Origin of the sequence: Streptomyces sp. AM 4-1-1 (assembly GCF_029167625.1) — a bacterium.
Lineage (GTDB): Bacteria > Actinomycetota > Actinomycetes > Streptomycetales > Streptomycetaceae > Streptomyces.
In genome coordinates this window covers 3,567,913-3,594,191 of the sequence record NZ_CP119145.1, presented here as the reverse complement: position 1 = coordinate 3,594,191, position 26,279 = coordinate 3,567,913, and the positions used below count along the sequence as shown (strand labels likewise).

23 protein-coding genes are annotated in these 26,279 nt (G+C 70.4%); 8 read left to right on the top strand and 15 right to left on the bottom strand.

Features of this window, described 5'->3' with window-relative positions; translation table 11 throughout:
• Window positions 1–2: 2 nt before the first annotated feature.
• The 3 genes from PZB75_RS15385 to pknB all read left to right on the top strand — a co-directional run bounded on the left by PZB75_RS15385 (window position 3) and on the right by pknB (window position 4,998).
• Window positions 3–1,412: an FtsW/RodA/SpoVE family cell cycle protein gene (locus PZB75_RS15385; RefSeq protein ID WP_275535862.1), complete on the top strand. Its 1,410-nt coding sequence runs from the start codon at window positions 3–5 to the stop codon at window positions 1,410–1,412.
• A complete protein-coding gene (locus PZB75_RS15380; protein WP_275535861.1) occupies window positions 1,409–2,866 on the top strand; it encodes a penicillin-binding transpeptidase domain-containing protein in 1,458 nt (485 codons plus the stop codon). The genes PZB75_RS15385 and PZB75_RS15380 overlap by 4 nt, the downstream gene beginning before the upstream one ends.
• Window positions 2,867–3,033: 167 nt before the next feature.
• Complete coding sequence (pknB, locus tag PZB75_RS15375) at window positions 3,034–4,998, top strand: Stk1 family PASTA domain-containing Ser/Thr kinase (protein WP_275535860.1); 1,965 nt, start codon at window positions 3,034–3,036, stop codon at window positions 4,996–4,998.
• Window positions 4,999–5,151: 153 nt separating this feature from the next.
• On the opposite strand, the gene PZB75_RS15370 is transcribed toward pknB, so the two are convergent.
• The 5 genes from PZB75_RS15370 to PZB75_RS15350 form a co-directional block, all read right to left on the bottom strand.
• Complete coding sequence (locus PZB75_RS15370; RefSeq protein WP_275535859.1) at window positions 5,152–5,880, bottom strand: class E sortase; 729 nt, start codon at window positions 5,878–5,880, stop codon at window positions 5,152–5,154.
• Between the two features lie 25 nt (window positions 5,881–5,905).
• Window positions 5,906–7,444 (bottom strand): class E sortase, encoded by a 1,539-nt coding sequence (locus tag PZB75_RS15365; protein ID WP_275535858.1) that lies wholly within the window; start codon window positions 7,442–7,444, stop codon window positions 5,906–5,908.
• Complete coding sequence (locus tag PZB75_RS15360; RefSeq protein ID WP_275535857.1) at window positions 7,441–8,079, bottom strand: aminodeoxychorismate/anthranilate synthase component II; 639 nt, start codon at window positions 8,077–8,079, stop codon at window positions 7,441–7,443. The genes PZB75_RS15365 and PZB75_RS15360 overlap by 4 nt, the downstream gene beginning before the upstream one ends.
• Entirely contained in the window at window positions 8,076–8,258 is a 183-nt protein-coding gene (locus PZB75_RS15355) for a hypothetical protein (RefSeq protein WP_275535856.1), read from the bottom strand. Before PZB75_RS15355 ends, PZB75_RS15360 begins: the two co-directional genes overlap by 4 nt.
• A 202-nt stretch (window positions 8,259–8,460) precedes the next feature.
• Window positions 8,461–9,225: a DUF881 domain-containing protein gene (locus PZB75_RS15350; RefSeq protein WP_275535855.1), complete on the bottom strand. Its 765-nt coding sequence runs from the start codon at window positions 9,223–9,225 to the stop codon at window positions 8,461–8,463.
• A 140-nt stretch (window positions 9,226–9,365) separates the two neighbouring features.
• Here PZB75_RS15350 and crgA point away from each other — a divergent pair, with 140 nt between their 5' ends.
• Window positions 9,366–9,620, top strand: coding sequence for a cell division protein CrgA (crgA, locus tag PZB75_RS15345; protein ID WP_275535854.1), 255 nt, complete (start codon window positions 9,366–9,368; stop codon window positions 9,618–9,620).
• A 225-nt stretch (window positions 9,621–9,845) separates the two neighbouring features.
• On the opposite strand, the gene PZB75_RS15340 is transcribed toward crgA, so the two are convergent.
• Together PZB75_RS15340 and PZB75_RS15335 are read right to left on the bottom strand one after the other, a co-directional pair.
• Window positions 9,846–10,742 carry a rhomboid family intramembrane serine protease gene (locus PZB75_RS15340; protein WP_275535853.1) on the bottom strand — a complete coding sequence of 299 codons (897 nt, stop codon included), beginning with the start codon at window positions 10,740–10,742 and terminating at the stop codon, window positions 9,846–9,848.
• Between the two features lie 279 nt (window positions 10,743–11,021).
• The gene (locus tag PZB75_RS15335) at window positions 11,022–11,549 is read right to left on the bottom strand and encodes a peptidylprolyl isomerase (protein ID WP_275535852.1); all 528 of its coding nucleotides are present in this window, start codon (window positions 11,547–11,549) and stop codon (window positions 11,022–11,024) included.
• Between the two features lie 433 nt (window positions 11,550–11,982).
• Here PZB75_RS15335 and PZB75_RS15330 point away from each other — a divergent pair, with 433 nt between their 5' ends.
• On the top strand, window positions 11,983–12,717 hold the full coding sequence (locus tag PZB75_RS15330; RefSeq protein ID WP_275535851.1) for a DUF5324 family protein: 735 nt from the start codon (window positions 11,983–11,985) through the stop codon (window positions 12,715–12,717).
• 383 nt (window positions 12,718–13,100) lie between these two features.
• Here PZB75_RS15330 and PZB75_RS15325 read toward each other — a convergent pair whose 3' ends face one another.
• From PZB75_RS15325 to PZB75_RS15290, 8 genes are all read right to left on the bottom strand, one after another.
• Complete coding sequence (locus PZB75_RS15325; protein ID WP_275535850.1) at window positions 13,101–14,135, bottom strand: transaldolase family protein; 1,035 nt, start codon at window positions 14,133–14,135, stop codon at window positions 13,101–13,103.
• Window positions 14,136–14,184: 49 nt separating this feature from the next.
• Window positions 14,185–15,195, bottom strand: coding sequence for a ketoacyl-ACP synthase III family protein (locus PZB75_RS15320; RefSeq protein ID WP_275535849.1), 1,011 nt, complete (start codon window positions 15,193–15,195; stop codon window positions 14,185–14,187).
• An 84-nt stretch (window positions 15,196–15,279) separates the two neighbouring features.
• Entirely contained in the window at window positions 15,280–16,395 is a 1,116-nt protein-coding gene (locus PZB75_RS15315) for a VOC family protein (RefSeq protein WP_275535848.1), read from the bottom strand.
• Window positions 16,396–16,459: 64 nt separating this feature from the next.
• The gene (locus PZB75_RS15310) at window positions 16,460–17,245 is read right to left on the bottom strand and encodes an SDR family oxidoreductase (protein ID WP_275535847.1); all 786 of its coding nucleotides are present in this window, start codon (window positions 17,243–17,245) and stop codon (window positions 16,460–16,462) included.
• A gap of 263 nt (window positions 17,246–17,508) precedes the next feature.
• Window positions 17,509–18,606 carry an alcohol dehydrogenase catalytic domain-containing protein gene (locus PZB75_RS15305; protein ID WP_275535846.1) on the bottom strand — a complete coding sequence of 366 codons (1,098 nt, stop codon included), beginning with the start codon at window positions 18,604–18,606 and terminating at the stop codon, window positions 17,509–17,511.
• Window positions 18,607–18,623: 17 nt separating this feature from the next.
• Window positions 18,624–19,049 (bottom strand): hypothetical protein, encoded by a 426-nt coding sequence (locus PZB75_RS15300; RefSeq protein ID WP_275535845.1) that lies wholly within the window; start codon window positions 19,047–19,049, stop codon window positions 18,624–18,626.
• Complete coding sequence (locus PZB75_RS15295; protein WP_275535844.1) at window positions 19,046–19,921, bottom strand: cupin domain-containing protein; 876 nt, start codon at window positions 19,919–19,921, stop codon at window positions 19,046–19,048. Before PZB75_RS15295 ends, PZB75_RS15300 begins: the two co-directional genes overlap by 4 nt.
• Entirely contained in the window at window positions 19,914–21,209 is a 1,296-nt protein-coding gene (locus PZB75_RS15290) for a sedoheptulose 7-phosphate cyclase (RefSeq protein WP_275535843.1), read from the bottom strand. Before PZB75_RS15290 ends, PZB75_RS15295 begins: the two co-directional genes overlap by 8 nt.
• A gap of 248 nt (window positions 21,210–21,457) precedes the next feature.
• Between PZB75_RS15290 and PZB75_RS15285 the strand changes: the two genes are divergently transcribed.
• The 3 genes from PZB75_RS15285 to PZB75_RS15275 all read left to right on the top strand — a co-directional run bounded on the left by PZB75_RS15285 (window position 21,458) and on the right by PZB75_RS15275 (window position 26,238).
• Window positions 21,458–22,375: an NADP-dependent oxidoreductase gene (locus PZB75_RS15285; RefSeq protein WP_275535842.1), complete on the top strand. Its 918-nt coding sequence runs from the start codon at window positions 21,458–21,460 to the stop codon at window positions 22,373–22,375.
• An 813-nt stretch (window positions 22,376–23,188) separates the two neighbouring features.
• Entirely contained in the window at window positions 23,189–24,505 is a 1,317-nt protein-coding gene (locus PZB75_RS15280) for an MFS transporter (RefSeq protein WP_275535841.1), read from the top strand.
• Window positions 24,502–26,238, top strand: coding sequence for an FAD-binding protein (locus PZB75_RS15275; protein WP_275535840.1), 1,737 nt, complete (start codon window positions 24,502–24,504; stop codon window positions 26,236–26,238). Before PZB75_RS15280 ends, PZB75_RS15275 begins: the two co-directional genes overlap by 4 nt.
• The last annotated feature ends 41 nt before the right edge of the window (window positions 26,239–26,279 follow it).

Here is a 26,279-nt window from a genome sequence, read left to right as displayed (position 1 = left end):
CCATGAGCGTTGTCACCAACACGACCACCATCGGCGCGATCGACGCGCCGAGCCGACGCAACACCGAGCTGGGTCTGATGGTTTTCGCCATCCTCATCTCGGTGTTCGCGTACGCCAACGTGGGCCTCGCCATCAACGGCGAACTGCCCTCCGGGATGCTCGGCTACGGACTCGGGATCACCCTGCTCGGCGGCGTGGCCCACCTCGTGGTGCGCAAGTTCGCGCCCTACGCGGACCCGTTGCTGCTGCCGCTGGCGACCCTCCTCAACGGCCTCGGTCTGGTGCTGATCTGGCGCCTCGACCAGTCGCCCCGGCTGATCCAACGGGCCGAGACGCTGTGGGGGCAGTTCAGCCCGGACGCCCCCAAGCAGCTGATGTACTCGGCGATCGGCATCGCCCTGTTCGTCGCCGTGCTGGTCGCGCTCAAGGACCACCGCATCCTTCAGCGGTACACGTACATCTCGATGGCCGTGGCGCTGGTCCTGCTGATCCTGCCGATCTTCTTCCCCGCGGTGAACGGCGCCAAGATCTGGGTTTCCCTCGGCCCCTTCCACATCCAGCCCGGCGAGTTCGCGAAGATCATCATCGCGATCTTCTTCTCCGGCTACCTCATGGTGAAACGCGACGCGCTCGCCCTGGCCAGCCGCCGTTTCATGGGCCTGTACCTGCCGCGCGGCCGTGACCTTGGACCGATCCTGGTCATCTGGGGCATGTCGATCCTGATCCTGGTCTTCGAGACCGACCTCGGTACCTCGCTGCTGTTCTTCGGCCTGTTCGTGATCATGCTGTACGTCGCGACGGAACGGACCAGCTGGATCGTCTTCGGTCTGCTGATGTCCGCGGTCGGCGCGGTCGGCGTCGCCACCTTCGAACCGCACGTCCAGCAGCGCGTGGACGCCTGGCTCGACCCGTTCTCCGAGAAGACGATGGCGCACAGCGACCAGATCGCCCAGGCCCTCATGTCCTTCGGCTCCGGCGGCACCCTCGGGACCGGCTGGGGCCAGGGCCACTCCGACCTGATCGGCTTCGCCGCCAACGCCGACTTCATCCTCTCCACCGTCGGCGAGGAGCTGGGGCTGGCCGGGATGATGGCCGTCCTGCTGATCTACGGTCTGATCGTCGAGCGCGGGGTGCGTACGGCGCTGGCCGCCCGTGACCCGTTCGGCAAGCTCCTCGCGATCGGCCTCTCCGGCGCCTTCGCCATCCAGGTCTTCGTCGTCGCGGGCGGTGTCATGGGCCTCATCCCGCTGACCGGTATGACCATGCCGTTCCTCGCGGCCGGTGGCTCCTCCGTGATCGCCAACTGGGCACTGATCGGCATCCTGATCCGGATCAGCGACACCGCCCGCCGCCCCGCGCCGGCCCCCGCGCCCTCCCCCGACGCCGAGATGACCCAGGTGGTCCGCCCGTGAACAAGCCCCTGCGCCGGATCGCGATCTTCTGCGGTCTGCTCATCTTCGCGCTGCTGGCCCGTGACAACTGGCTCCAGTACGTCCGGGCCGACGAGCTGAACACCCGCGACGAGAACCGCCGCGTCCGCATCGAGCGGTACGCGCACGAGCGCGGCAACATCATCGTCGACGGCGACCCGATCACCGGTTCCGTCGAGACCAAGGGCAGCGACTTCAAGTACAAACGGATCTGGAAGGACGGCCCCATGTGGGCGCCCGTCACCGGCTACTCCTCGCAGGCGTTCGACGCGAGCCAGATCGAGAAGATCGAGGACGGCATCCTCACCGGCAACGACGACCAGCTCTTCTTCGACCGCACCATGTCGATGTTCACCGGTGAGAAGAAGCAGGGCGGCAACGTCGTCACCACCCTGAACGGCGCCGCGCAGCGCGCCGCCTTCAGGGGGCTCGGCAAGAAGAAGGGCGCCGTCGTCGCGCTCGACCCGCAGACCGGCGCGATCCTGGCCCTGGCCAGCACCCCCTCGTACGATCCCTCGGTCTTCGCGGGGAACCTGAACTCCGACACCGCGGCCCGGCAGAAGCTCCTTGACGACAAGGACAAGCCGATGCTCAACCGGGCGTTGCGCGAGACCTACCCGCCCGGCTCGACGTTCAAGGTCGTCACCGCGGCCGCCGCTCTGGAGAACAAGCTCTACACAGGGATCGACGACAAGACCAACTCGCCGCTGCCGTGGAGGCTCCCGCTGTCGACGAAGAACCTGGACAACGAGGGCACCATCCCGTGTGAGAACGCCACACTCCGGGAAGCGCTTCGCTGGTCCTGCAACAGCGTCTTCGGCAAGATCAGCGACGATCTCGGCAACGACAAGATGATCGAGGAAGCCAACAAGTTCGGCTTCAACAAGGAGATCTTCACACCGGTCCGTGCCGACGCGAGCGTCTACCCGAAGGACAACAGGCCGCAGAACGCCATGGCGGGCATCGGGCAGGCGTCCAACCGCACCACCCCGCTCCAGATGGCGATGGTCGCGGCCGCCGTGGCCAACGACGGCAAGCTGATGCAGCCGTACATGGTCGCCCAGCGCACCGCGCCCAACCTGGACGTCATCTACACCCACGAGAAGGAACAGCTGAGCCAGCCGCTCTCGGGGGAGAACGCGCAGAAGCTCCAGCAGATGATGGAGACGGTCGTCAAGTCCGGTACGGGAACCAATGCCCTCATCGACGGCGTCACCGTCGGTGGAAAGACCGGTACCGCCCAGCACGGCCTCAACAACAGTGAGAAGCCGTACGCGTGGTTCATCTCGTACGCCAAGACCGACAACGGTTCGCCGGTCGCGGTGGCCGTGGTGGTCGAGGACGGCAACGCGAACCGGGACGACATCTCCGGTGGCGGGCTCGCCGCTCCGATCGCCCGGAACGTCATGAAGGCGGTCATCGACAGCAAGAAGTGACAGCCGTCACAACGGCTTCCGTTCTCGCACGTGGGGATACCGGTCGGATATCAGGTGACGGGTGTGGGCCGATCAAGGTCGGCGTGCCCGGTAGCGTATGCGCGAGCAGCGCACCGCCGGACCACACACGGGTGCGGTCGGGACTGACGGAGAGGGCTGGATCAGTTATGGAAGAGCCGCGTCGCCTCGGCGGCCGGTACGAGCTGGGCTCGGTGCTCGGCCGTGGTGGCATGGCCGAGGTCTACCTCGCCCACGACACCCGGCTCGGCCGCACCGTCGCCGTGAAGACGCTGCGGGCCGATCTCGCCCGCGATCCGTCCTTCCAGGCCCGGTTCCGCCGTGAGGCCCAGTCGGCCGCCTCGCTCAACCACCCGGCGATCGTCGCTGTCTACGACACCGGTGAGGACTACGTCGACGGGGTCTCCATCCCGTACATCGTGATGGAGTACGTCGACGGGTCGACCCTGCGCGAGCTGCTGCACTCCGGCCGCAAACTGCTGCCGGAGCGCACCCTCGAAATGACGGTCGGCATCCTCCAGGCCCTGGAGTACTCGCACCGCGCCCAGATCGTGCACCGTGACATCAAACCGGCGAACGTCATGCTGACGCGCACCGGCCAGGTCAAGGTCATGGACTTCGGCATCGCCCGCGCGATGGGCGACTCCGGTATGACGATGACCCAGACCGCGGCGGTCATCGGCACCGCCCAGTACCTCTCCCCCGAGCAGGCCAAGGGGGAGCAGGTCGACGCGCGCTCCGACCTCTACTCCACCGGTTGCCTCCTCTACGAGCTGCTGACGGTGCGTCCGCCGTTCATCGGGGACTCCCCCGTGGCGGTCGCGTACCAGCACGTACGGGAGGAGCCGCAGCCGCCGAGCACCTTCGACCCCGAGATCACGCCCGAGATGGACGCGATCGTACTGAAGGCCCTCACCAAGGACCCCGACTACCGCTACCAGTCCGCCGACGAGATGCGCGCCGACATCGAGGCGTGCCTCGACGGCCAGCCGGTCGCCGCCACGGCGGCCATGGGCATGGCGGGTTACGGCGCCGACCAGCCGACCACCGCCCTGCGCCAGGCGGACCAGAACGGCGCGCCGACGTCGATGCTGCCGCCCGTCAACCCGGACGACGGCGGTTACGCCGGCTACGACGACCGCCCGGACCGGCGCCGCCAGAAGAAGAGCAACACCTCGACGATCCTGCTGATCGTCGGCTGTGTGCTGCTGCTGATCGGGGCGATCGTGATCGGCAAGCTGCTCTTCCCGGGCGGCGGCGGCAAGAGCGACGAGGTCCCCGTTCCGATGATGGTCGGATCGACGTACGAACAGGCGGAGACGCTCGCGCTCCGCTCGGACGTCAAGGTCGCCATCGGCTCGAAGGAGCCGTGCGAGGCCCAGCCCGCGGGCAAGATCTGCAGCCAGACGCCCGAGGACGGCAAGATGCCGAAGGGCGACACCGTCACGGTCGTCGTCTCCACCGGGGCGCCGAAGGTGGAGGTCCCGGACGTCACGGAGAAGTCCGAGCAGAACGCCCGCAAGTTCCTGGAGGACAAGGGTTTCTCGGTGGTGGTCAACGCCGTCGAGTCCGAACAGGAACCGGGCAAGGTCCTCAAGCAGGACCCGGCGGGCGGCAGCCAGGCCGAGAAGGAGTCACAGGTCACCCTCACGGTCTCCAAGCAGGCCACGGCGAGTGTGCCCGATGTGCACGGCGCGCAGTACGACGCGGCGGTGGCCCAGTTCAAGGGCGTCGGCTTCAACAACGTGTCGCGGACGGACGTGGACTCGGAGGAGCCGGAGGGCACGGTCATCGACCAGAACCCGGCCGCCTACAGCAAGAAGCCCAAGAACACCCAGATCGTCCTGAAGGTCTCCAAGGGACCGGCGGAACCGGAGAAGGTGACGATCCCCGGTGACCTCTCGGGCAAGCGGTACGAGGACGTGAAGGGGCAGCTGGAGGGCATGGGCCTGAAGGTCACGCTCACACCCGGCTCGTCCGACGACCCGAACGCCAAGGTCGTGGGCAGCAACCCGGCGGGGAACGCCGAGGTGGACAAGGACAGCACCGTGACCCTGATGACGATCCCCGAGGGGGGCAATGTGTTCGGCGGGCCGTCCGGCTCGCGGCACTGACCGCCCGGGGACCCGCGAGGGAACGGGATCGAGAGACGGAATCGGGGAGGGGCCCCGGTCAACGCGAAGTTGACCGGGGCCCCTCTTCCGCCCACTGCGGCGCGACGCGGACGAAGGGCCTGACGGCCGGTGCGGCCGGTGCGGCCGGCGGGATCAGCGCAGCTCCGCCGGCTTCGTACGGTCCTTGTCGACCTTGTCCGTACGGACCAGCTCACCCCACACGATGTAGCGGTACTTCGACGTGTAGACGGGGGTACAGGTCGTCAGCGTGATGTAGCGGCCGGGCTTCTTCACACCCGACTCCTCCGGCACCTGGTCGATCACGTCGACGTTGTACTTCGAGGTCTCGGTGAGCTTCTTGTACACCCGGTAGACGTACCAGCTGTCCCTCGTCTCGAAGACGATCGGATCGCCGTTCTTGAGCTTGTCGATGTTGTGGAACTTCGCGCCGTGTCCGTCCCGGTGCGCGGCCAGTGTGAAGTTGCCCTGCTTGTCCGAGGGCAGCGCCGACTTCACCGGGTCCGTGTAGTACCCGGCGACGCCGTCGTTCAGGGTCTCCGTGTCGGTGCCCTTCTTGACCAGCACCTCGCCGTTCTTCATCGCGGGTACGTGCAGGAAGCCGATGCCGTCCTTGGTGTCCAGCGCGCCAGGGCCCTGCGCCCAGTTGTCGCGGACGGTGTGGCCCTGTTTCTGGGCCTCCCGGTCCGCGAGCACGTTCGTCCACCAGAGGGAGTAGACGACGAAGAGCCCGAGGACCAGACCCGCGGTGATCATCAGCTCGCCGAAGACGCTGACAGCCGTCGCGAAGGGATGCCGGGTCCTGCGCTTGACCGGGGTCACGGTCCGGCCGGTCTGCGATTCGTCCTCGGTCCTCGTTGCCACCGCACCGTCCCTGTCGTGATGATGTTCAGCCGACGAGCGCGTCGGGCTTTCCCTTGGCGCGTGGCCGTTCGTCGACCATCTTGCCCCAGACGATCAAACGGTATGTACTCGTGAATTCGGGCGTACACGTGGTCAACGTGATGTAACGCCCCGCCTTCGTGAAACCGGACCCCGGGGGCACCGGTCCGATCACCTCCACGTTGGAGGGCGATGTCTGCGGCAGGACGCTCGTCATCTCGTACGTGTAGTACACGTCCTGCGTCTCGACCACGATCAGGTCACCGGGGCTCAGCCGGTTGATGTAGCGGAACGGCTCACCGTGGGTGTTGCGGTGGGCGGCGAGCGCGAAGTTCCCCTGCGCGGCGGACGGCATCGCGGTCCGGAGCGTGCCCTCGCTGTAATGGCCGACCATCCCCCGGTCGAGGACCTTCTCCTTGCTGATGCCCTCCGCGATGGGGGCCACCACGTCCAGCTTCGGGATGTGGATGATCGCGAAGCCCTGCCCCGGCTCGAACACCCCGGGCGCGCGGTCGCCCTTCGCCCAGTTGTCCTGGATGCGGTGGGTCTCCTTGCCCGCCATCTGATCGGCGCGCACATTCGTCCACCACAGCTGGTAGGTGACGAACAGCAGCATCAGCACGCCGAGCGAGATGAACAACTCGCCGACGACCCTGCTCACCACGATGGCCGGGCTGTCCTTCGCCGCGCGGGCCGCCCGCCGGGCCTCGACCCGTGTCAGCGGCCGACCTGCCGTGGCCGTCGCGGGGGCCGCGTCCGGGGACGGCGGGAGGCCGGTGTCCGATCGTGGCTCCGGGCGGTCCGAACGGTTCAGGCGGTCCGGGCGTCGTCGGCCGCGGCCCTTGGCGGCCCGGCGCCGTTCGGCTCGGCCGCCGGTCGGCGGTGGGGGCCCGGGGGCCGGGACGGGAACGGGGTCGGGTACGGGTACGGGCGAGGGTGCTGGAGCGGGAGCAGGTGCGGGAGCAGGTGCGGGTGCGGGATCGGGGGCACGTACCGGTGCCATGAGTTCGGTCTTCGCTTCGGCCTCGGCGGGCAGCGGTACGCGCAACGACCGTGGCTGAGGCTGCGGCTGGGGGTGGGGCTGCTGAAGCGGCCGAGACAGCGGCTGCTGCTGCGGCAGTGGCAGTGGTTGAGGCTGTGCGGGCGCCGGGGTGGGCCGGGAGGCCGCTCGGGCGGCCGGCGAGCGCAGCCCGATCGTCTCGTCGGGCCTTGCGCCGTGCGCGGCCTCGGGGGCGGCCGGCGTGGCAGGGGCCGTCCGGGGCCCCTGGGGGCCGTACCAGCCGCGTTCGGACCCCCCGGGGTCGTGCCACTCCGGCTGCGAGGGACGCGGCCTCTGACGGGCCTCAGGCCGTTCCCGTTCCGGCCACTGCTCGGCGGGCGAGTGGTCCGCGCGGAACCACGGCGACGCGTGCCGCCCCGGCAGCGGGTCGGTCAGCGGGTCCGCGAGTCCCTCGACCGCCGCCTCGAACGTGCCGGTGGTCTCGCGGGTCCCCTGCTCGTACGGACCCTCCTGACCGGCGTCACGCCCGGGGCGGCGTGCGGTCACGCGACGGCCTTGCCCACCACCGGCGCCAGCCCCGCCGACCTCCCGACGGCTCCCGTATCACCGCACTGCTCCAGCCAGTTGGCCAGCATCAGATGGCCGTGTTCGGTCAGGACCGACTCCGGATGGAACTGCACCCCCTCCACCGCGAACTCACGGTGGCGCAGCCCCATGATGATCCCGTCATCCGTGCGGGCCGTCACCTCCAGCTCGTCCGGGACCGTGTCCGGCTCCGCGGCCAGCGAGTGGTACCGCGTCGCGGTGAACGGCGACGGCAGACCCGCGAACACACCCCGGCCCCCGTGCGTCACCGGGGACGTCTTGCCGTGCAGCAGCTCGGGTGCGCGGCCCACCACACCGCCGTACGCCACGGCCAGCGACTGCATGCCGAGGCAGACCCCGAAGACCGGGACGCCGGTCGCCGCGCAGTGCCGCACCATGTCGACGCAGATCCCTGCCTGTTCCGGGGTGCCGGGGCCCGGTGAGAGGAGGACTCCGTCGAATCCGTCCTGTGCGTGGGCCGTCGTCACCTCGTCGTTGCGCAGCACCTCGCACTCGGCACCGAGCTGGTAGAGGTACTGCACGAGGTTGAAGACGAAGCTGTCGTAGTTGTCGACGACCAGGATGCGCGCGCTCATCGGCCCGCCCCCGTCGCGCCCGCTCCGTCGACCGTCACATCGCCGAACGGAAGCAGTGGCTCCGCCCACGGGAAGGCGTACTGGAAAAGCGCGTAGACGATCGCGAGGGCCAGTACGAGCGAGATGGCCGCCCGCACCCACGCGTTGCCCGGCAGATGCCGCCAGAACCAGCCGTACATGCTGTCCCCTCCAATCGGTACGGCACCAGACTAGAGGGCCGGGGCGGGCACGTGGGTCGGCTGTGGAAAGCTCGCGGTCCACCACCGCGCACCGACTGTTCCGGTCACGGATCGTTCCGGGACGGACCGTTTGCGACCGGAAGTGTTCCGGTCGTGACCACGCGGCGTCCGGCCGCGACCTGGGCCGGGAAAGTGGTGACCGCTACTTCACGGGCGTCGCGTAGTGGAGGTCCACCGTGCCGGAGTAGCCGGGAAGGGCCACCGATCTGTCCTCCTCGACCTTCCAGCCGAGCCCGTACGCCTTCACGTAGAGCTTGTAGTTCTGGATGGCCTTGGAGTCGTCGAGGGCCTTCTTCAGCTTTCCGGGGTCGCCGACCGCCGTCACCTTGTACGGCGGGGAGTAGACCCGGCCCTGGAGGATCAGGGTGTTGCCCACGCAGCGCACAGCGCTGGTGGAGATCAGCCGCTGGTCCATGACCTGGATGCCCCGGGCGCCGCCCTGCCAGAGGGCGTTGACCACGGCCTGGAGGTCCTGCTGGTGGATCACCAGGTCGTTGGGCTGCGGATCGGGATAGCCGGGGTTCGCGGTGGCGTTCGGCGGGGCGTCGTCGAGCGTGACGCCGACCGCCTTGCCGGAGACTTTCGTGGTGCCGGCGGACCGCTCCAGTCCCCTCAGCTCGGCGCTCTCCGCCTCGCTGTGGCCGCTGTCGCGTTGCGCCAGGGCGTCGATGTCCTGCCGGACGGAGGCGTTCGCACCGTCGAGTCCGGCGTTCTTCTGGCTGCGCTGCTGGATGAGATCCGAGAGCTTCAGCAGTGAGGAGTCGGTACGGAGATTGGTGCCCTTGGCCGCGTTGGCGCTGGTCACGAAGATCAGACCGGCGAGGGCGAAGACCGCAGCGGTGAGCACACGGGCCGGTCGGAGCGTGCGCCGGACCGGCCCTTCGGGGGAGTCGGCAGAATTGCTCAACGTACCCTTATCTCCTTCGGAGCCACGGAAGCACTACGCTAACGGACGCCCGGGGGAGGCAGCATTCCCCCTCGCGCCCAGCCCGGCGCCAGCCATAGTTCCCTGCGCGGTAACGCAGCGCATCGACAGGAGAGTTCCTCGTGCCGAAGTCACGTATCCGCAAGAAGGCCGACTTCACGCCCCCTGCGGCGAAGCAGGCGACCAACATAAAGCTGACCAATCGCAGTTGGGTGGCGCCGGTGATGCTGGCGTTCTTCCTGATCGGTCTGGCCTGGATCGTCCTGTTCTACGTGACCGACGGCAGTCTGCCGATCAAGGGCCTGAAGAACTGGAACATCGTCGTCGGCTTCGGTTTCATCGCCGGCGGCTTCGGCGTCTCCACCCAGTGGAAGTAGCTCCGCGAGCCCGGGTCCGAGTTACCCACAGAGTTATCCACAGGTGGGGGAAAAGGTCAGACGATCTGTGGATAACCCGTGTGATGTTGACGCCGGTGTGACTGCGCCATCCGCCGTTCGGCGGCGCTACGCCCCTTGTCCTGCCTGGGAAGCACCCGGTTCAGCGACAAGGGGCACACACGTTCCCCACACTATGCACAAGGTCGGCCACGCGCTGTGGACAACTCAGGTCAGCGCGGCCGTTCTGGCGGCCACGACGACGACCACCGCCACCAGCACCAGCGCGCAGGTGCCGAACTGCACCAGGTTCCGCCGCTCGCGCGGGGCGTGCACCATGGCGATCGCCATCACGGTGCCCGCGACCAGGCCGCCGACGTGGGCCTGCCAGGCGATCGAGGGCATGGTGAAGGTGAAGACCAGGTTGATCGCGAGAATCGCGAGCATCGGCCGCATGTCGTAGTTCATCCGGCGCATCAGCACCGCGGTCGCGCCGAACAGACCGAAGATCGCGCCCGAGGCACCGAGCGATCCGTCGTGAGGTGCGAAGAACAAGTACGTGAGGGCGCTGCCCGCCAGTCCGGACAGCAGATACAGCGCGAGGTAACGGACCCGGCCGAGCGCCGCCTCCAGCGGGCCGCCGAGCCACCAGAGGCCCAGCATGTTGAAGGCGATGTGCCACACCTCCTTGTGCAGGAACATCGACGTCAGCAGCCGGTACCACTGCCCCGCCGCGACCCCCTCCGTCGGCTGGCCGTAGTAGGCGTTGCTGCCGTACAGCAGCAGCTCTCCGAGCAGACGATCGCTCTGGGTCGCCACGACGAACAGGGCGATGTTGATCCCGAGCAGGATCTTGGTGACCAGCCGGGGATCGGCCGCGATGCTTCCGCCCGCCAGGGTGCGCGGTCGGGAAGCGGCCGGATGGTGGCCGGTACCCGAACCCTGGCGGACGCAGTCCGGGCACTGGAAGCCGACCGAGGCGCTGATCATGCACTCGGGGCAGATCGGACGCTCGCAGCGGGTGCAGCGGATCGCGGTCTCACGGTCCGGGTGGCGGTAGCAGACGGTCGGGCCGCCGTCCGTGACGGCGGAGCGGTCCTCGCCCGCCGGCGGCTGCTGATCCATCGGTCCTCTGTCCCCTGTCCCCTCGGTCCGTCTCGGTGTCCGTCGTTCTGTGACCGTCGTCGTGTCGCCGTGGTCACGCGGCCGTGCTCACGCGGCCGTCGGGTCCGGTGCGTGGCGGAGCCGCCCTGCCCCGACCGCCCCGTAAGCACTACGGACGGGGCGGGCGGTTGGTTCCCCGGGACGCCGGCAGCCCCGGGGCCCTGGCGCCTGCCCGAAGTTTCCGGACTCACGGAGGTCCTCAGGCCGACGGGACGACCGGCGCGTCACACGGTTCGGCGTTCAGCGGGTCTCGACGACGACCGACTCGATCACCACGTCCTGCACCGGGCGGTCGGTACGGGGGTTGGTCTGCGTGCCGGCGATGGTGTCGACGACCTTCTTGCTCCTGTCGCCCACGACCTCGCCGAAGATGGTGTGCTTGCGGGTCAGCCAGGCGGTGGGTGACACGGTGATGAAGAACTGCGAGCCGTTGGTGCCCGGACCGGCGTTGGCCATGGCCAGCAGATAGGGCTGGTCGAAGCCGAGATCGGGGTGGAACTCGTCGGCGAACTCGTAGCCGGGGCCGCCCGTGCCGTTGCCGAGCGGATCGCCGCCCTGGATCATGAAACCGCTGATGACCCGGTGGAAGACCGTGCCGTCGTACAGCCTGGCCTTGGACTTCTCGCCGGTCTTCGGGTTCGTCCACTCGCGCTCGCCCTGGGCCAGTTCGACGAAGTTCTTGACCGTCTTGGGCGCGTGGTTCGGCAGGAGCCGGATCTCGATGTCGCCTTGGTTGGTCCTCAAGGTGGCGTAAAGCTGCTCGGCCACGATCTGCCTTCCGTAAGTCTGCGCTGACGCCACCTGGACGTCACTGACGTCCACCGATCCTCGCACGGACCGCCCGGCCGCCGCCCCGGCCCGCTTCTGGCCTCCCGATGCCCTCCCGGATTCCCTTCCGATCCTTCCGACCCCTTCCGGGGCAGGAATCCGGCAGCGTCTCCCGGTGGAAATCCGACGGCATCCCGCGACGGCATCCCTCGGGGGAATCCCGGAGGAAAAACAGCCAACCGCCCGTGGAAGCGCCACGCCCGCGCTCGAACCGTGGCATTGTCGTCCGCACGCTCGCCTTGCACCGCATTGCCCGAAGACGTCTCGCATGACCCGGATGCCCGCCCCACATGCCGCGGGTGCCCCCGGCAGGCATGATTTCGGCATGGGTGGATAGGCGGAGCACTTACCCGCCACCAAGGAGGAGGATCTCGTGACCCGCATCGACAGCGTGCGCGCCGCAACCGACTCGGCGAAGGACAGCGTGCAGCACGCCGCGGAAGTGGTGGCACCCTACGCCGACACGGCCAAGGACCAGGCCGCCCACTACGCGCACGAGGCCCGCACGCGGCTCGCGCCAAAGGTGTCGAAGGCCGCGCAACAGGCCCGCGTTCAGTACGACGCGCATCTCGCACCCCGGATCGAACTGGCCCGTACCCACGTCCCCCCGAAGGTGGACAAGGCCGCGCAACGCGCCGCGGTGCGCACCCGACGGGCCGCCCGGAGCGCGGCGGACTACACCGTCCCGCGCGTCGAGCACGCGATGGCCGTGGCACAGCCCATGGCCGAGGAGGCCACCGCTCGCAGCGCCGCCGCACTCGCGGCACTGCGCGGACAGGTGACGGCGAAGGAGATCCAGAAGCTGGTCAGGAAGCACGAACGGCGGGCCAGGACCGGACGAGTGGTCAAGGGATTCGCCGTGGTGGGCCTCCTGGCCGGTGGCGCTTACGCCGCCTGGAAGTGGTGGGACAAGCAGGCCAACCCCGACTGGCTGGTCGAACCCCCCGCGCCGACGGAGGTCGACGACCGCTCTCCGCTGTCGTCGGTCGACGGCAGTGACGAAACGTCGCTCGACCCCGAGGTCCGCGCCAAGCAGGACGAGGTGGAAGCGGACGGAACCACCGGAGCGGGCGGGGTGGACGGCACCGGCCCGGACGACCGCCGCTGAACCGGCCGCGGGTCGGCAGGCTTCCGAACCCCGGCCCCCGGCGCGGACAGCGGTGCGAACGGTCGCACCGGCGGTGTCGTGGACAGTCGGCACTGACGGCGCGGACCGTACGGGCGAAACGGGCCGTACGGACGGCCGTACCGACGGTTGGCTTGAACACGAGGTGGCCGGGAAGGACCTGAGGGTCGTTCCCGGCCACCTCTTCGGTGCGTCCGGGGCACGGCTCGGTACGGTTCGGCGCCCCGTGGTCCCGTCGGCCCGGCCGGGACCGGCGCTGTTCGTCGGGGGTCGGGCAGGGGTGTCCGGAGGAGACGGTCCCCGTACGGCTGCCCTCGCGGTCTTGGCCGCCCCATGGGGCGGCGCCGCGGCGGACTCCGTACGGTTCAGGTGTGCTTCCGGGCGCTCGGGGCGTTGTCCCGGTCACCCAGTTCGGCGACCGCGCGGTCCACCTGGGAGGCGACCAGGGCGTTCAGCCCGGCCTCCTCCAGGCGTCCGGCCACCTCCGTGGAGGAGACGCCGAACCAGCCGAGGTAGTCCAGGGTCCGGGCGGCGTCCGCGTAGTGGCGCAGCACCCGGTCCCCGGCGACCACTCCCCGCTCCGCCACCGCTCGCAGGGTGACCTCGGTCAGCGCGGTGGCCGTGCCCCGCGTGACCAGTTCCTCGACCCGGCGGACCGGGTCCCCGGTGGCCACGACCGGCCCACCGGGCAGCCACAGCAATCGCTGGGTGGACGCGCCGGCCGCGGCGAGGCGGCCCCAGCGGGCCGAGCTGAACAACTCCTCGTGCGCCTGGTGGACCAGCCGGGCGGTGGCGACCGCGGCCCGCCCGCGCAACGCCTTGGACTCGTCGGTGCCCGCCTTCTCCAGCCACGCGTCGACCTCCGCGTCCAGGGGCACGAGCGGGAACGACGCCGTGGAGGCGAGGACGCCCAGGTCGTGCCCCGCCCCGGCGGCCCGTTCGAGACCCCTCATGAACGCCTCCACCACCTGCCCGTACCGCTGCGTCGAGAAGATCAGCGTCGCGTCCACACCGATGCCCTCGGCCAGACAGTCGGTGAGCACGGGCAGCGCCTCGGTGGTCGCGGGGATCTGGACCAGCAGGTTCGGACGCCGTACCTCGTGCCGCAGGGCCCGCGCCTGCGTCAGCAACTGCCGTGCGTCACCGGCCGGCCAGGGTCCCAGCGGGACCGAGACCAGACCGTCGCGGCGGGCGGTGCGCAGATGGGCGGGGCGCAGCGCGTCGCAGGCGTCCTGGAGGTCGTACGGGTCCCAGACCGCCGCCGGATCGAAGCGGGCGCCGGTCACTCCGTGGTCGGCGATCAGCCGCTGGAGCCCGGAGCCGGCCGGCCGTCCCCGGCCGATCCCGTCGAGCCAGACCGCGACGCCCTCGTTGATCAGGCGTTTCACCGTGCCGCGCATGTGTCTCTCTCCTCGGATCGTGGGAAACGGGGGGTGCGCCGATGCCCGTTCACTGTTTTTCGAGTACCGCGCAGGTCCAGCTGAATCCGGCGCCGACGCCGACGAGCAGCACCCGGTCCCCGGGCACGAGCCGGTCCTCCTCGATCAGCCGGGCCAGCCCGGCCGGCTGATCACCCGCGCCGAGGTGACCGATGGTCAGTCCCCAGTCCTGAAGGGTCGTTCCGGGAGTGATGCCGAGCGGGTCCAGACACTGGAGAGCGGAGAGCCGGGCGCCGAAGAACGGCACGACGACGACGGCCATGTCCGCCATCTTGGCGTCCGCCTGGCCGAGGCAGTCCTCGACCGCGGTGAGCATCCCGGCCTCGTTCCGCGCGGTGACCTCCTCGGACGGATGACGGCGCAGAAAGCCCTTCTTGCGGCCGACGAGGTCGAGCGGGCCCGCCTGGGCGCCGCTGAGGAGGAAGGGCTCGTCGCCCCGGTGCAGCCCCTCCAGCCAGGGTTCGGACCAGGCCGCGGTGGCCAGCAGCCGGAACGCCCCGCCGCGCCGGGACACCACCATGGCCGTACCGGCGTCACCGAAGACCAGTCCCCGGTCGGCGGTCCAGCGGGGAAAGCCCGGTTCGGCGAACCGGTCGGCGGTGGTGACCAGCGCGACCTCGGTGGCGGGTACCGCCGCGAGCCGACCGGCCGCGATGTCCAGGGCGCTCATCCCGCCGTTGGACATCTGCCGCAACTCGAAGGCGATGGCGTCACCGTGTCCGAGCACCTGGTTCTGGATGTGCGCGGCGGTGTTCCAGAAGTCGAGCCCCTGGTACCAGCAGTTCGCGTGGATCAGCAGCCGCATGTCGGCGGCCCGGTGCCCACTGCGTGCCAGGGCGGCACGGCCCGCGGCCACCGCCAGCTCGGGTGCGCTGCGGTCGCGGCTGACCGCCACGGACCGCTGGCGCGTCCGCGCGGCCTCCTCGGCGTCGTAGCGTCCGGCCGCTATGGCTTCCGCGACGGTCTCCCGCTCTCCGGGCACCACCGCGGCCGTCTCGACGTAGATCCCGTCCCAGCGCATGACCTGCCCCCTCCGTTCCGTCCGTGTCGTCCGTGTCGTCCGTGTCGCCCCTCGGTCCTGTGCCGATGGGGCGTGGGGGCCGGATCAGCGGTTGGTCCAGCGCGGGGCGGGACCGTAGCGCCGGGCCGTGGTGGCGCGCTCGTACGGCATGCCGACGGGCATGTTCAGCACCTCCAGCTGGAAGCCGCCGACGCCGCGGAAGTAGACCCAGCGGTCGCCGTGGATCGGTCCGCCGTCCTCGATGAGCTGCGGTTCGCCCAGCACCTCGGCGCCGGGAACGCCGCGCAGCCAGGCCGCGGCGCCTGCCACGTCCTCGACGTGGAACGCGAGGTGGTGACCGCCGACATCGCTGTTGCGGGGGCGCTCGGTGCGCTGGTCGGCGACGGTGCAGTGGGTCAGTTCCAGATTGGTGACGGGGCCGAGGCGGATGACCGCGGTCTCCACTTCGACGGGCTGCTCGACGTCGAGCTGCCGGGCGGCGAACCCAGCGTCCGCCGAGACGGCCGAGCGGTGGACCAGCTCGCCGCCCATCGGGCCGGTGAAGAAGGCGACCGCCTCGTCCAGGTCGGCCACGGTGTAGCCGACGTGGTCGACTCCGAGCGCGGTGGGGATGCCCGGTCCTTCCCAGGTGGGATCGGGGCGGTACACACGGGCGTCGGTCAGCACCTCGTACGGAAGCCTGGCCGCGACCTGCCGGAGTTCGAGCTGCATGCCCCAGGGGGTCAGGACACGTATCCAGCGGTTGCCCGCGGTCGGGCCGTCGGCCACCACCTGCGGTTCGCCGAGAATCCGTACTCCGGGCCGCTTCGCGAGGTGGGCGACGGCCCGGTCCAGATCACCGACGGCGATGCCCAGCCAGTGACCGCCGACGTCGACGACGCGGGGGAGCGTGGTGCGCTGCTCGGGGGCGGTGTACTGGAACAGTTCGAGGTTGCTGACCGGCCCGAACCGCAACAGCGCGATCTGTGCGCCGGCCCGGGGATGCACATCGAGCTGGCGGGCCATCCAGTCGCTGTCCGGCTCCTCCACCGGGCCCAGGCGGTAGAGGAGTTCGGCCCCCAGGGTGTCGACGAAGAACTCCACGGCCTGGTCGAGGTCGGGGACGGTGTAGGCGAAGTGGTCGACGTTGCGGGCCGTCGGAATGCTCGTCGGAACGGTTGTGGTGGAGGTGCCTTCGGTGGCTGTGGCCGGGACCGGCATGGGGGTCTCTCCTGGGAGGCTCAGGGATACGGAACGGGGCGGGCGGCGGGCAGGTGTACGTACGTCAGAGTCGCCCTGCCGCTTCGGCGTTGGCGACGGCCGCGGTGAGCGTGAGGCCGCCGTCGACGACGATCGAGGTGCCGGTGGTGTACGCGGCGCCCGGTGACACCAGATGGGCGACGAGCGCGGCGACCTCCTGCGGACGGCCGGGGCGGCCGGCCGGAATCGCCGGGCGGGCGATCTCGGCGGCGTCCATGCCCACCGGCACCTTGTTCATCGGGGTCGCGGTCTCGCCGGGGGCCACGGCGTTGACGGTGATGCCGTACGGGGCCAGTTCGAGCGCCATCACCTTGGTGAGCGCGCCGAGCCCGGCCTTGGCCGCGCAGTAGGTGCCGCCGCCGACGATCGGCACATGCTCGTGGACGCTGGTGAGGTTGATGATCCGGCCGCCTCTGCCCTGTTCGATCATGCGGTTGGCGGCGACCTGGGCCAGCTGGAACGGGCTGGTGAGATTGACGGCGAAGAGGTGGTCCCAGTCCTTGAGGTTCTCGTCGGTGGTCAGTGCGCGACGGTTGAGACCGGCGTTGTTGACGAGTACGTCGATGCCGCCCATGGAGTCGATCACCCGGCCGAGGGTCTGGCCCGCGTCCGTGGGGTCGGCGAGATCGAGGGCGAGGGTTTTCGCTCGGACACCGTGTTCCGCGGTGATCCGCGCGGCGAGGCGTTCGGCTGCGTTGGCCTGGCGGCCGTAACCGACCACGAGGTCGTGGCCGGACGCGGCGAGGGCCAGCGCCACCTCGGCCCCGATCCCGGAACTGGCACCTGTGACAACGGCGATCGGACGGGACATGGTGTGCCTTCCTTGGAGATCGGTCGGGCCTTGATGAGCGGGTCGGATGGGGGCGAGGACGAAAGGGAACGAGGTCTCACGGGCGGGGTCCGTTTCACGTGAAACAGACCCCGCCCGGTCTGTTTCACGTGAAACGTCGGCGGGTGGAGTGGGGCGGGGGCGGGGGCAAGAAAACAGCGGCAGAGCGGCGCTGAGGCGCGTCACGGGAGCCGGGCGGGGGAGGTGACCCGGCTCCCGCCCGCTGTCGGGGGCAGAGCGGCGCTTCAGGGGCGGGGCGTCAGCGCCAGTGCGACCTTGGGCGCGGCCCGCCGACCGTGCTCCAGCAGTTCGAACGCCTCGTCCGCACGGTCCAGTTCGAAGGTGTCCGCGATCATGCCCTTGGCGGTGAGCACCCCGTCGGCGAACAGCCGAAGGGTCCGCTCGTAGTAGTCGAGACCGTGTCTGACGCCGATCATCGTGACGCCGCGCAACACCATCTCGGCCGCGTCCACCGAGGGCAGGGACTCGTTCGGCACGCCGATGGCGGCGATCCGTCCGCCGATGTCGACCACCCGGAGCGCTTCCAGCAGTGCGGTGGTGGACCCGGACGCCTCGATGACGACGTCGTACCCACCGTCCCTGGCCTGGCCCGGAGTGAAGGCGTGTTCCGCGCCCATCCGCAGCGCGGTCCCGATGCCCGCGTCATCCACCCCGACCACGTCGACCGTGCCCGCGACCCGGCGGACCATCTGGACGGCGAGCAGCCCGATGGTGCCGGTGCCCATGACCAGGACGCGTTCGCCGGGGAAGACCCCGACCTTGTCCAGGCCGGCGAGCACCGTCACCGCGGGTTCGACCAGCGCGGCGGCGAGGTCGTCCACGCCCGGGGGGACCACGGTCAGTGTCTGCGCGGGCAGCCGGATGTACTCCGCCGCCGCGCCCTGCTGCCCGTAGAGGCCGGTCTCCTTGAGCTGCGAGCACTCGTTGCGGCGACCGCGCTGGCACGCGCGGCAGCCGCCGCAGGAGATCATGGTCTGCCCGACCACCCGGTCACCGATGTTCAGCTGCTGGGAGTACTGGCAGTTCCCCGCGATGGCGACGACCCGGCCGGTCCATTCGTGGCCGTACACATGGGGCATGACGGCGCGTCCGTCGCGTACATAGCTCGCCGTGCCGTGCAGCAGTTCGAGATCCGTGCCGCAGATGCCGACGGTGGTCGGGGCGATGAGTACGTGCCCCAGCTCCGGGCCGGGGATCTCCATCTCGGTGGAGCCCACCTTGCCCACGTCCAGGATGGCGGACGCCCGCATGGTGCCGATGGGCCAGCGCCCGCACAGCAGGGTGTCGACGGGCGGCAATACGTGCTCGTGGTGATCAGTCACCGCAGCCTCCTCCGGGGTCAGTGCTCCGCGGACGCGGAGCGGAAAACTGGGGTCTGCTCGGCTGCCGGGAGCTCCGGCACCCGGGCGGGCAGCCGCGTGATGACCTCGGCCGGCAGGGAGCGCAGGACGATCAGGTCCAGGCCCTCGTCGCGGGCGCGGACGCGCAGCGCGGCACGGGCCGGGGCGAGCAGGACGGTCCCGGCGCCGAGCGGCCGGGTCCCGGCCTCGTCGATCAGCTCGCCGGACCCCGCGGCCACATAGACCACGGACTCCATGCCGTTGCGCGGGTCGTGCGCCAGCTCGGCGTCCTGGACCAGCCTGACCTGCTCGAACGATTCGCATTCGCTGTGCAACATGCCGCGGCGGGCCAGACACCGCCAGGTGGCCTCCGGTCCGCCGACGCGCATCCGACGGGCGGGCAGGTCCTGGTGGGCGACGATCATCGGGGGTCCGCCGGGGGCGCGACGGCCAGCTCCGCGTGGAAGTACTCCAGCGTCCCCGACCTGCCCGCGCCGAACCGGGCCACCGTGCCGAGGGGCAGGGTCACGGCGGTGCCCGGGGACAGCTCGACCGTCCCCGATCCGCTGTCGGCCCAGCCGGTGCCGGACAGCACGAACACCGTGTGCTCGCTGTCCTGGGCACGCAGTTCGGTGGTGGCGCCCGGGTCGAGCGTTTCCATGGAGACGCGGCGCAGAGGGCCGGTGAAGACCCCGCTCGGGTCGACCGAGCGTTCGGCCCGCAGATCGTGCAGTCGTGCGTGCACCTCGGTTCCCTTCGGCTGAGGACGGGGCGGGGAGTGGCGGTGTTCGCCCGCTCGGGCGGGCGGGTCGGCGGGGGCGCCGAGCGCGGCCGCGAACTCGGGGGAACGCATCTCGACGACCAGCCAGTCCAGGTCGGTGTCCCCGGTGTTGCGCAGCCCGTGGACCGTGCCGAGGCCGGTCAGGACGAGGGAGCCGGGGCGGATGGCGTGAGCCGTTCCGTCGAGGACGATCTCCCCCGTGCCGCGCAGCACGAAGTAGATCTCCTCGGTACGGGTGTGCCGGTGCTCACCGCTCACACCACCCGGCGGCACGCTCGCCCACTCGATCGCCTCCCAGGTGCCGTACAGGTCCGTGCCGGTCGCCAGGCACTTCCACCGGGTGAGACCCGTGGTGCCGTGGACCCCGTGGATGTCGGCGGGGCCGCTGACGTCCGCGACGAGGACCGCGTCACGCGGCGGCAGAAAACCGTGCGGTGACGACGTGGCGGCGTGCCGACGCGATACGGCTACGGGTGCGGGTATGGGTACGGCGTCTGTCAGCGCACCCTCAGACATCCCGGCCGCCGCGGGTGCTGCCCAGGGAGCGCAGGTCGTCGACGGCGCTCAGCAGCTCGGCCTCGGTCAGGTCGTTGACGAACACCGCGCCGCCGATGCCGTCCGGCAGCGGCAGCCGCTGCTGGCCGTTGCGGTGCCGGACGGTGTCCCGCAGCGCCTCCGTCAGCAGCTCCGGCTGGTCCAGCAGCGGGTCCCAGCTGGGGAGTTCGAGCCCGCGCATGACGGCCAGCACGCGGTCCCGCTGTTCGGTGGTGACCAGGTCGCGACGCCAGCCCAGGACGGTGGTCAGCGCCATGTCGACGCAGACCGCCTCGCCGTGCAGCAGTGACGGCAGTGCCCGCATCTCGACGGTCGGGCTGAAGGTGTGGCCGTAGTCGACGGTCCGCTCCAGCTTGGCCTCCCACAGGTTGGGCTGGAGCTCTTCGAGCATGCCGTGGATGGCCCGGCGCAGCACGTCACGGGCGACCGCGTCGCCCAGTTCGGTGACGCCCTGGAACTTCTCGTCCAGCAGGAGCGGGCCGTGCTCCTCCAGCAGGCCGAACAGCCGGGCGTCCTTGATGAGGGCGATCTTCAGGATCTCGGCCAGGCCGTTGCCGATGTGGCGGCGTGCGATGGTGGAGAGGAAGGAGCGGTCGAGGAGGGTGAGATCGGCCGGGAAGTACGTCCCGAGACGGTTCTTGTGGCCGTTGAAGTTGACGCCGGTCTTGGCGCCGACGCCCGCGTCCACCAGGCCGATCAGCGTGGTGGGCACCCGGATGAACGGGGTGCCGCGACGGTAGAGGCTGCCGACCAGTCCGACGATGTCCATGAGGACACCGCCGCCGATGACGAGGATCGGCTCGCGTCGGCGGTCGACCCCGAAGGCGTCGATCTCACGGACGATCCGCGCGGCGGTCTCGAAGTCCTTGACCGTCTCGTCGGCCGGCACCACGCACAGGTGGTAGTCCACGTCGTGGTGGTCGAGGTAGGCGCGGACGCGGTCGCCGTGCAGCAGATCGACATCGGCGTCCATGACGATGAACCGCCGCACCCGCTCGCCGAGGGCGACGGACGGTTCCAGGAGGTCGGTGCGGGACAGGTCGAAGAGACCGTCCGTCACCCGGATCTCGTAACTGACCGGCTTCGCGGCACGCACCACCCACGAGTCGATCTGCTCGCTGAAGGCGTAGAGGCCGGACAGGAGCTGCGCGTTCGATGCGACGGTGCCCGAGCGCGGCGTTCCCACCTCGACCGTGGTGCGGCCGGGTGCGACGAGCCGGCTGAAGGACTCCGAGCTTGAGACGGACATGGATCACCTCTCGATGGGACGAGCTGAGCAGCGACAGACCGATGGTGCCTCTTATTTATATGCTTCGTCAAGCATCTCATTTCCCCGGCCACCGCACCGATGGCCCTTTCAGCGGCGAGAAATACGGCCTCTTCGGCAAGTTCACGCAAGGCCGAGACAGCGGGAACCATCCCGTGTTAATTTCATGCGCAAGCATTGAACGCCAGAGTCGCAGCTACTGCGCTCGCCGAATCCCGCGGAGAGGTCCTATGCGCGCCACCGTCCTGCCGAAGTACGGCGATCCCGAACTGCTCACCGTCGCCGAGCTGGCCATGCCCTCACCCGGACCCGGCCAGATCCTGGTCCGTACCGCCGCGTCCGCGGTCAACCCGGTCGACATCGAGGTCAGGTCCGGCCGCGCCGCGGCGAACGTGAACCAGCCGTTCCCCCTCGTCCTCGGCTGGGACCTGGCGGGCACCGTCGTCGACCTGGGCGAGGGCACCGACCGGTTCGCGGTCGGCGACCGGGTCGTCGCCATGTCCGCCCAGATGGCCACCGGGGTCGGTACGCACGCCGAGTACGTCGCCCTGGACTCGGCACTCGCCGCGCCCGCGCCCGACGGTGTCGAGCTGACGCACGCCGCCGCGCTGCCGCTGGCGGGTCTCACCGCCGACCAGGCGCTCGAACTGCTCGCGCCGGAGCCCGGCAGCACCCTGCTGATCACCGGCGCGGTCGGCGCGGTCGGCGGGTTCGCCGTCCAGCTCGCCGTGGCCCGGGGCGTCACCGTGCTCGCCCTGGTCCGGCCGTCCGACACGGTCGCGGTACGTGCGTTGGGCGCCCACACCGTCCTCACCGACGACGAGCCGCTGCCCGCCGGGATCGCGGACGCGCTGCTGGACACGGCCGGACTGCCCGGCGCGATCGCCGCGGTCAAGGACGGGGGCCAGGCGGTGTCCATCGTGCCCACCGCCGCTCCCGGGCCCGAACGCGGCATCACCGTACGGATGTCGTTCGTCGAGCAGGACGGTGAGCGGCTGGACCGGCTCGGCCGGCTCGTCGAGAAGGGCGTGCTCACCCTGCGGATCGCCGACTCGGTGGGGCTGTCGGGCGTGGGCGCGACCCACCGGCGACTCGCGGCGGGCGGTACGCGCGGCAAGCTCCTGGTCGTCCCGGCGCTCGACGACTGACGTCTGGAGGAGTGTCCCGACCGGGCGCGTTCTGACCGGGCGTGTTTTGACCGGGCGTGTCCTGACCGGGCGCATCCCGGCCGGGTGGAGCCTCCGGCGTACGCGGGCGTACGGGTGCTAGTGCCGTGACCGGCAAAGTTTGCCCGTCAAGGAGCGTCGTCCGGTGCGTGTGATCGCAAGGCGGCCGGAAGTCCTGGAGGGGGTCCCCCCTGGTCCTCAAGACCTTGGGGGAGGAGCTACCAGGGCTTTCGGCCAACGCGGCGAGCGTGCGTGCTGGGCGGCGCGACAGGGCAAAGCTTGCCGGTCACGGCACTAGTTCCGGTGGTGGAGGCGCGGGACGGGCGCGGGTACGACGGTGCGCCGAGCGCCGCACGGCGGACATCGTGCACATCTGATGCGCCCGCGTGCCGTGCAACGCGACCCGTAGGCCCGTTGCGCGTCCGGCGCCCCTTGCACACCCGGGGCACGCACGGCGCACCTCGTACGCCTGGTGCACTCCGTACGCCCGGCGCCCATTGCGCGCCCAGGGCGCTACGGGGCGCCTCGTGAGCCTGGCACGTCCCATACGCCCGGCGTCCGTTGACCGCCCAGGGCGTCACGGGGCACTTCGTACACCTGGCACACCCCGCAGTACGCCCGGCGCCCGTAGTACGCCCGGCGTCGTACGGGGCGCGTTGTCGCCCGCGCCCGAGCCTCGTACTCCCGCGCGCCGCCCCGCACCTCGTACGACCGGGCACCACCTCGTACACCCGCGCGCCCCACCCCGTACGTCGTACGCCCGCCCCTCCCCCACCCACTCGGAAGGCAAGGCCCATGCCGCTTCCCCTGTTCTCCTTGATGCTCTGTGTGTTCAGCGTCGGCAGCGCGGAGCTGGTCATCGCCGGAATCCTGCCCGCCATCGCCCAGGACCTGTCCGTCTCGCTGCCGAGCGCGGGACTGCTCGTCACCGCGTACGCGCTCGGTGTGGTCATCGCCGGCCCGCTCGTCACGCTCACCACCAGCCGCGTTCCCCGCAAGCCCCTGCTGCTCGGCCTGATGGCGCTCTTCGTCCTGAGCAACGTCCTGGCCGCCACCGCCGTCGGCTACCCGGTCCTGATGGTCGCCCGCGTCCTGTCCGCCATCACCCACTGCACCCTCTTCGCGGTGTGCATCGTGGTCGCCGGAAGTCTCGCCCCCGTGGGCAAGGAAGCCTCCGCGGTCTCCAAGGTCGCCGTCGGCCTCAACCTCGCCACCGTCCTCGGTGTGCCCCTCGGGGTGCTGGCCGAGCAGCACTTCGGCTGGCGCTCCACCTTCTGGTGCGTCGCCGTGATCAGCCTGCTGGCAACCCTGCTCGTCGGCCTCTTCCTGCCCGCCGAGGCCGTACCGGTCAAGGGGGGCGCCGCCGACGAACTGCGGGTCCTCGGCAACCGTCGCGTCCAGCTCGCCGTCGTCATCACCACCCTGGCGATGGCCGGGGTGTTCACCGCGTACACCTTCGTCACCCCGATCCTCACCGACCTCGGCGGTTTCGCCCCCTCGACGGTGACCTGGCTGCTGCTGTTGTTCGGCGGCGGTTCGCTGCTGGGCAATCTGATCGGCGGGCGACTGGCCGACCGGGCCCTGATGCCCGCACTCGTCGGTCTCCTCGCGGTGCTCGGCGCCACCCTCGCGGCCATCGCGCTGGGGGCGCGGCTGCCCTGGCTGCTGGTGGTGCTGCTGTTCGCCTTCGGCATGGCGTACTTCGCCGTCATGCCCGGCCTCCAGGCCCGCATCCTCACCACGGCCGGGGACGGTGCGCCGACCCTGGCCGTGTCCGTCAACATCGGCGCCTTCAACGTCGGTATCGCCTTCGGCGCGTGGTTCGGCGGCCAGTTGCTCGGTCTCGACCTGGGGCTGCGCGTCGTACTGACCGCCGCGTCCCTGCTGTCCTGGGCCGCGATGCTCGTGGCCGTCGGCGAACTCACCCGCGACCGCCGCGCCGCCGCTGCCCTGCCCTCTTCCCCTGCCCCCTCTACCCCCGAGCCTTCTTCGCCCTTGCCCTCCTCCCCCGCGCCCTCTTCCTCCGCGGTCTCTTCCGCCACCCCCTCCGTATCCCCGGCAGGGCCCCGCACCGGGGACCCGGCCCCTCTCACGATGGAGCAGAGCCGATGACCGAGCTGACCCGACGCCGTGTGCTGCAACAGTCCGCCGTGGTCGGCGGGGCGACCGTGGCCCTTGCCGCGGGGCGAAGCACCACCGCGTCCGCCCGCCCCGCCCCACCCGCCCCACCGGGCACGCCGACCGCCTTCGACACCGTGACCGTACGGCCCGGTGACCCGCGCTACGCCGAGCTGGCACGCGGTACCAACCAGCGCTGGGTAGGCCGCCCGGACTCCATACGCGTCGTGGACTCCGCCGACCAGGTCGTCGCGGTGGTACGGGAAGCGGTCGCGGCCCGCAAGCGGATCGCCGTGCGCAGCGGAGGCCACTGCTACGAGGACTTCACCACCGATCCCGAGGTCAAGGTCGTCATCGACCTCTCCGAGCTGAACGACGTGACCTACGACGCCGGTCACCGGGCGTTCGCCGTCGGCCCCGGCGCCTGGCTGTCGGACGTCTACTCCACCCTCTTCAAGGTCTGGGGCGTCACCATCCCCGGCGGCTCCTGCCCCTCGGTCGGCGCGGGCGGTCACATCGTCGGCGGTGGATACGGGGCGCTGTCCCGGCAGTTCGGCCTGACCGTCGACCACCTGTACGGCGTGGAGGTGGTCGTCGTCGACGAGCAGCGCACCGTACGCAAGGTTCTCGCCACCCGCGACTCCACCGATCCGCGACTGCGGGACCTGTGGTGGGCACACACCGGCGGCGGCGGCGGCAACTTCGGCATCATCACCAAGTACCTGCTGCGTTCCCCCGGCGCCACCGGCACCGACCCCGGCCGGCTGCTGCCCCGCCCGCCCGCCGAACTGCTGACGAGCACGGTGACCTGGCCCTGGGAGGGTCTGACCAAGCGGGGCTTCAAGCGGCTGGTGAAGAACTACGGCGACTGGTTCGTCCGCAACAGCGCCCCCGACTCCCCCCACCTCGACCTCTTCAGCCAGCTCAAGCCCGCGCACCGGTCGGGCGGGGTGATCACGATGGTCACCCAGATCGACGCGACCCGCCCGAACGCCCGCCGCGACCTGGACGCCTTCATCGCGGAGGTCGGCCGGGGCGTCGGGGTCCGTCCGACCTCGGCCACCCAGAAGCTGCCCTTCCTGCACGCGACGAAGTGGCCCGGCTTCGCGGGCGGCGATCCGACCCTGCGGTTCGAGGACAAGTCCGCGTACGTCCGTGCCTCCTTCCCCGACGACCAGTTGGAGGCGATCCACCGTCACCTGACCCGCGACGACTACGCGAATCCGGCCGCCCTGCTGCTGATCGCCGGATACGGGGGCCGGATCAACTCCGTCGCCCCCGACGCCACGGCCGTGGCGCAGCGGGACTCGGTGATGAAGCTCCAGTACCTGGCGTTCTGGCAGGACGAGGCCGAGGACGCCCGGCATCTGCGGTGGGTGAGGGAGTTCTACCGTGACGTGTACGCGCGTACGGGCGGGGTGCCCGTACCCGGCCGGGTCACCGACGGTTGCTTCGTCAACTACGCCGATGTCGACCTGAGCGATCCGGAGTGGAACACCTCCGGCGTCCCCTGGCACACCCTCTACTACAAGGCCAACTACCCGCGTCTCCAGCGGATCAAGGCCGCCTGGGACCCGCACGGCGTCCTGCGGCACGCCCAGTCCGTCGTGCCGGCCGCAGCCGCGCCATCCGCCGCGGCCACAGCGGGAGCAGGGGCACCAGAGGCAGCAGGGGCACCTGGGGCAGCAGGGGTGGCACCGGGTGGCACCCGCCATGGACGTGGCTGAAAAAGGCCGATCAGCGACCTCATTAAATGCTTGCGCATGTA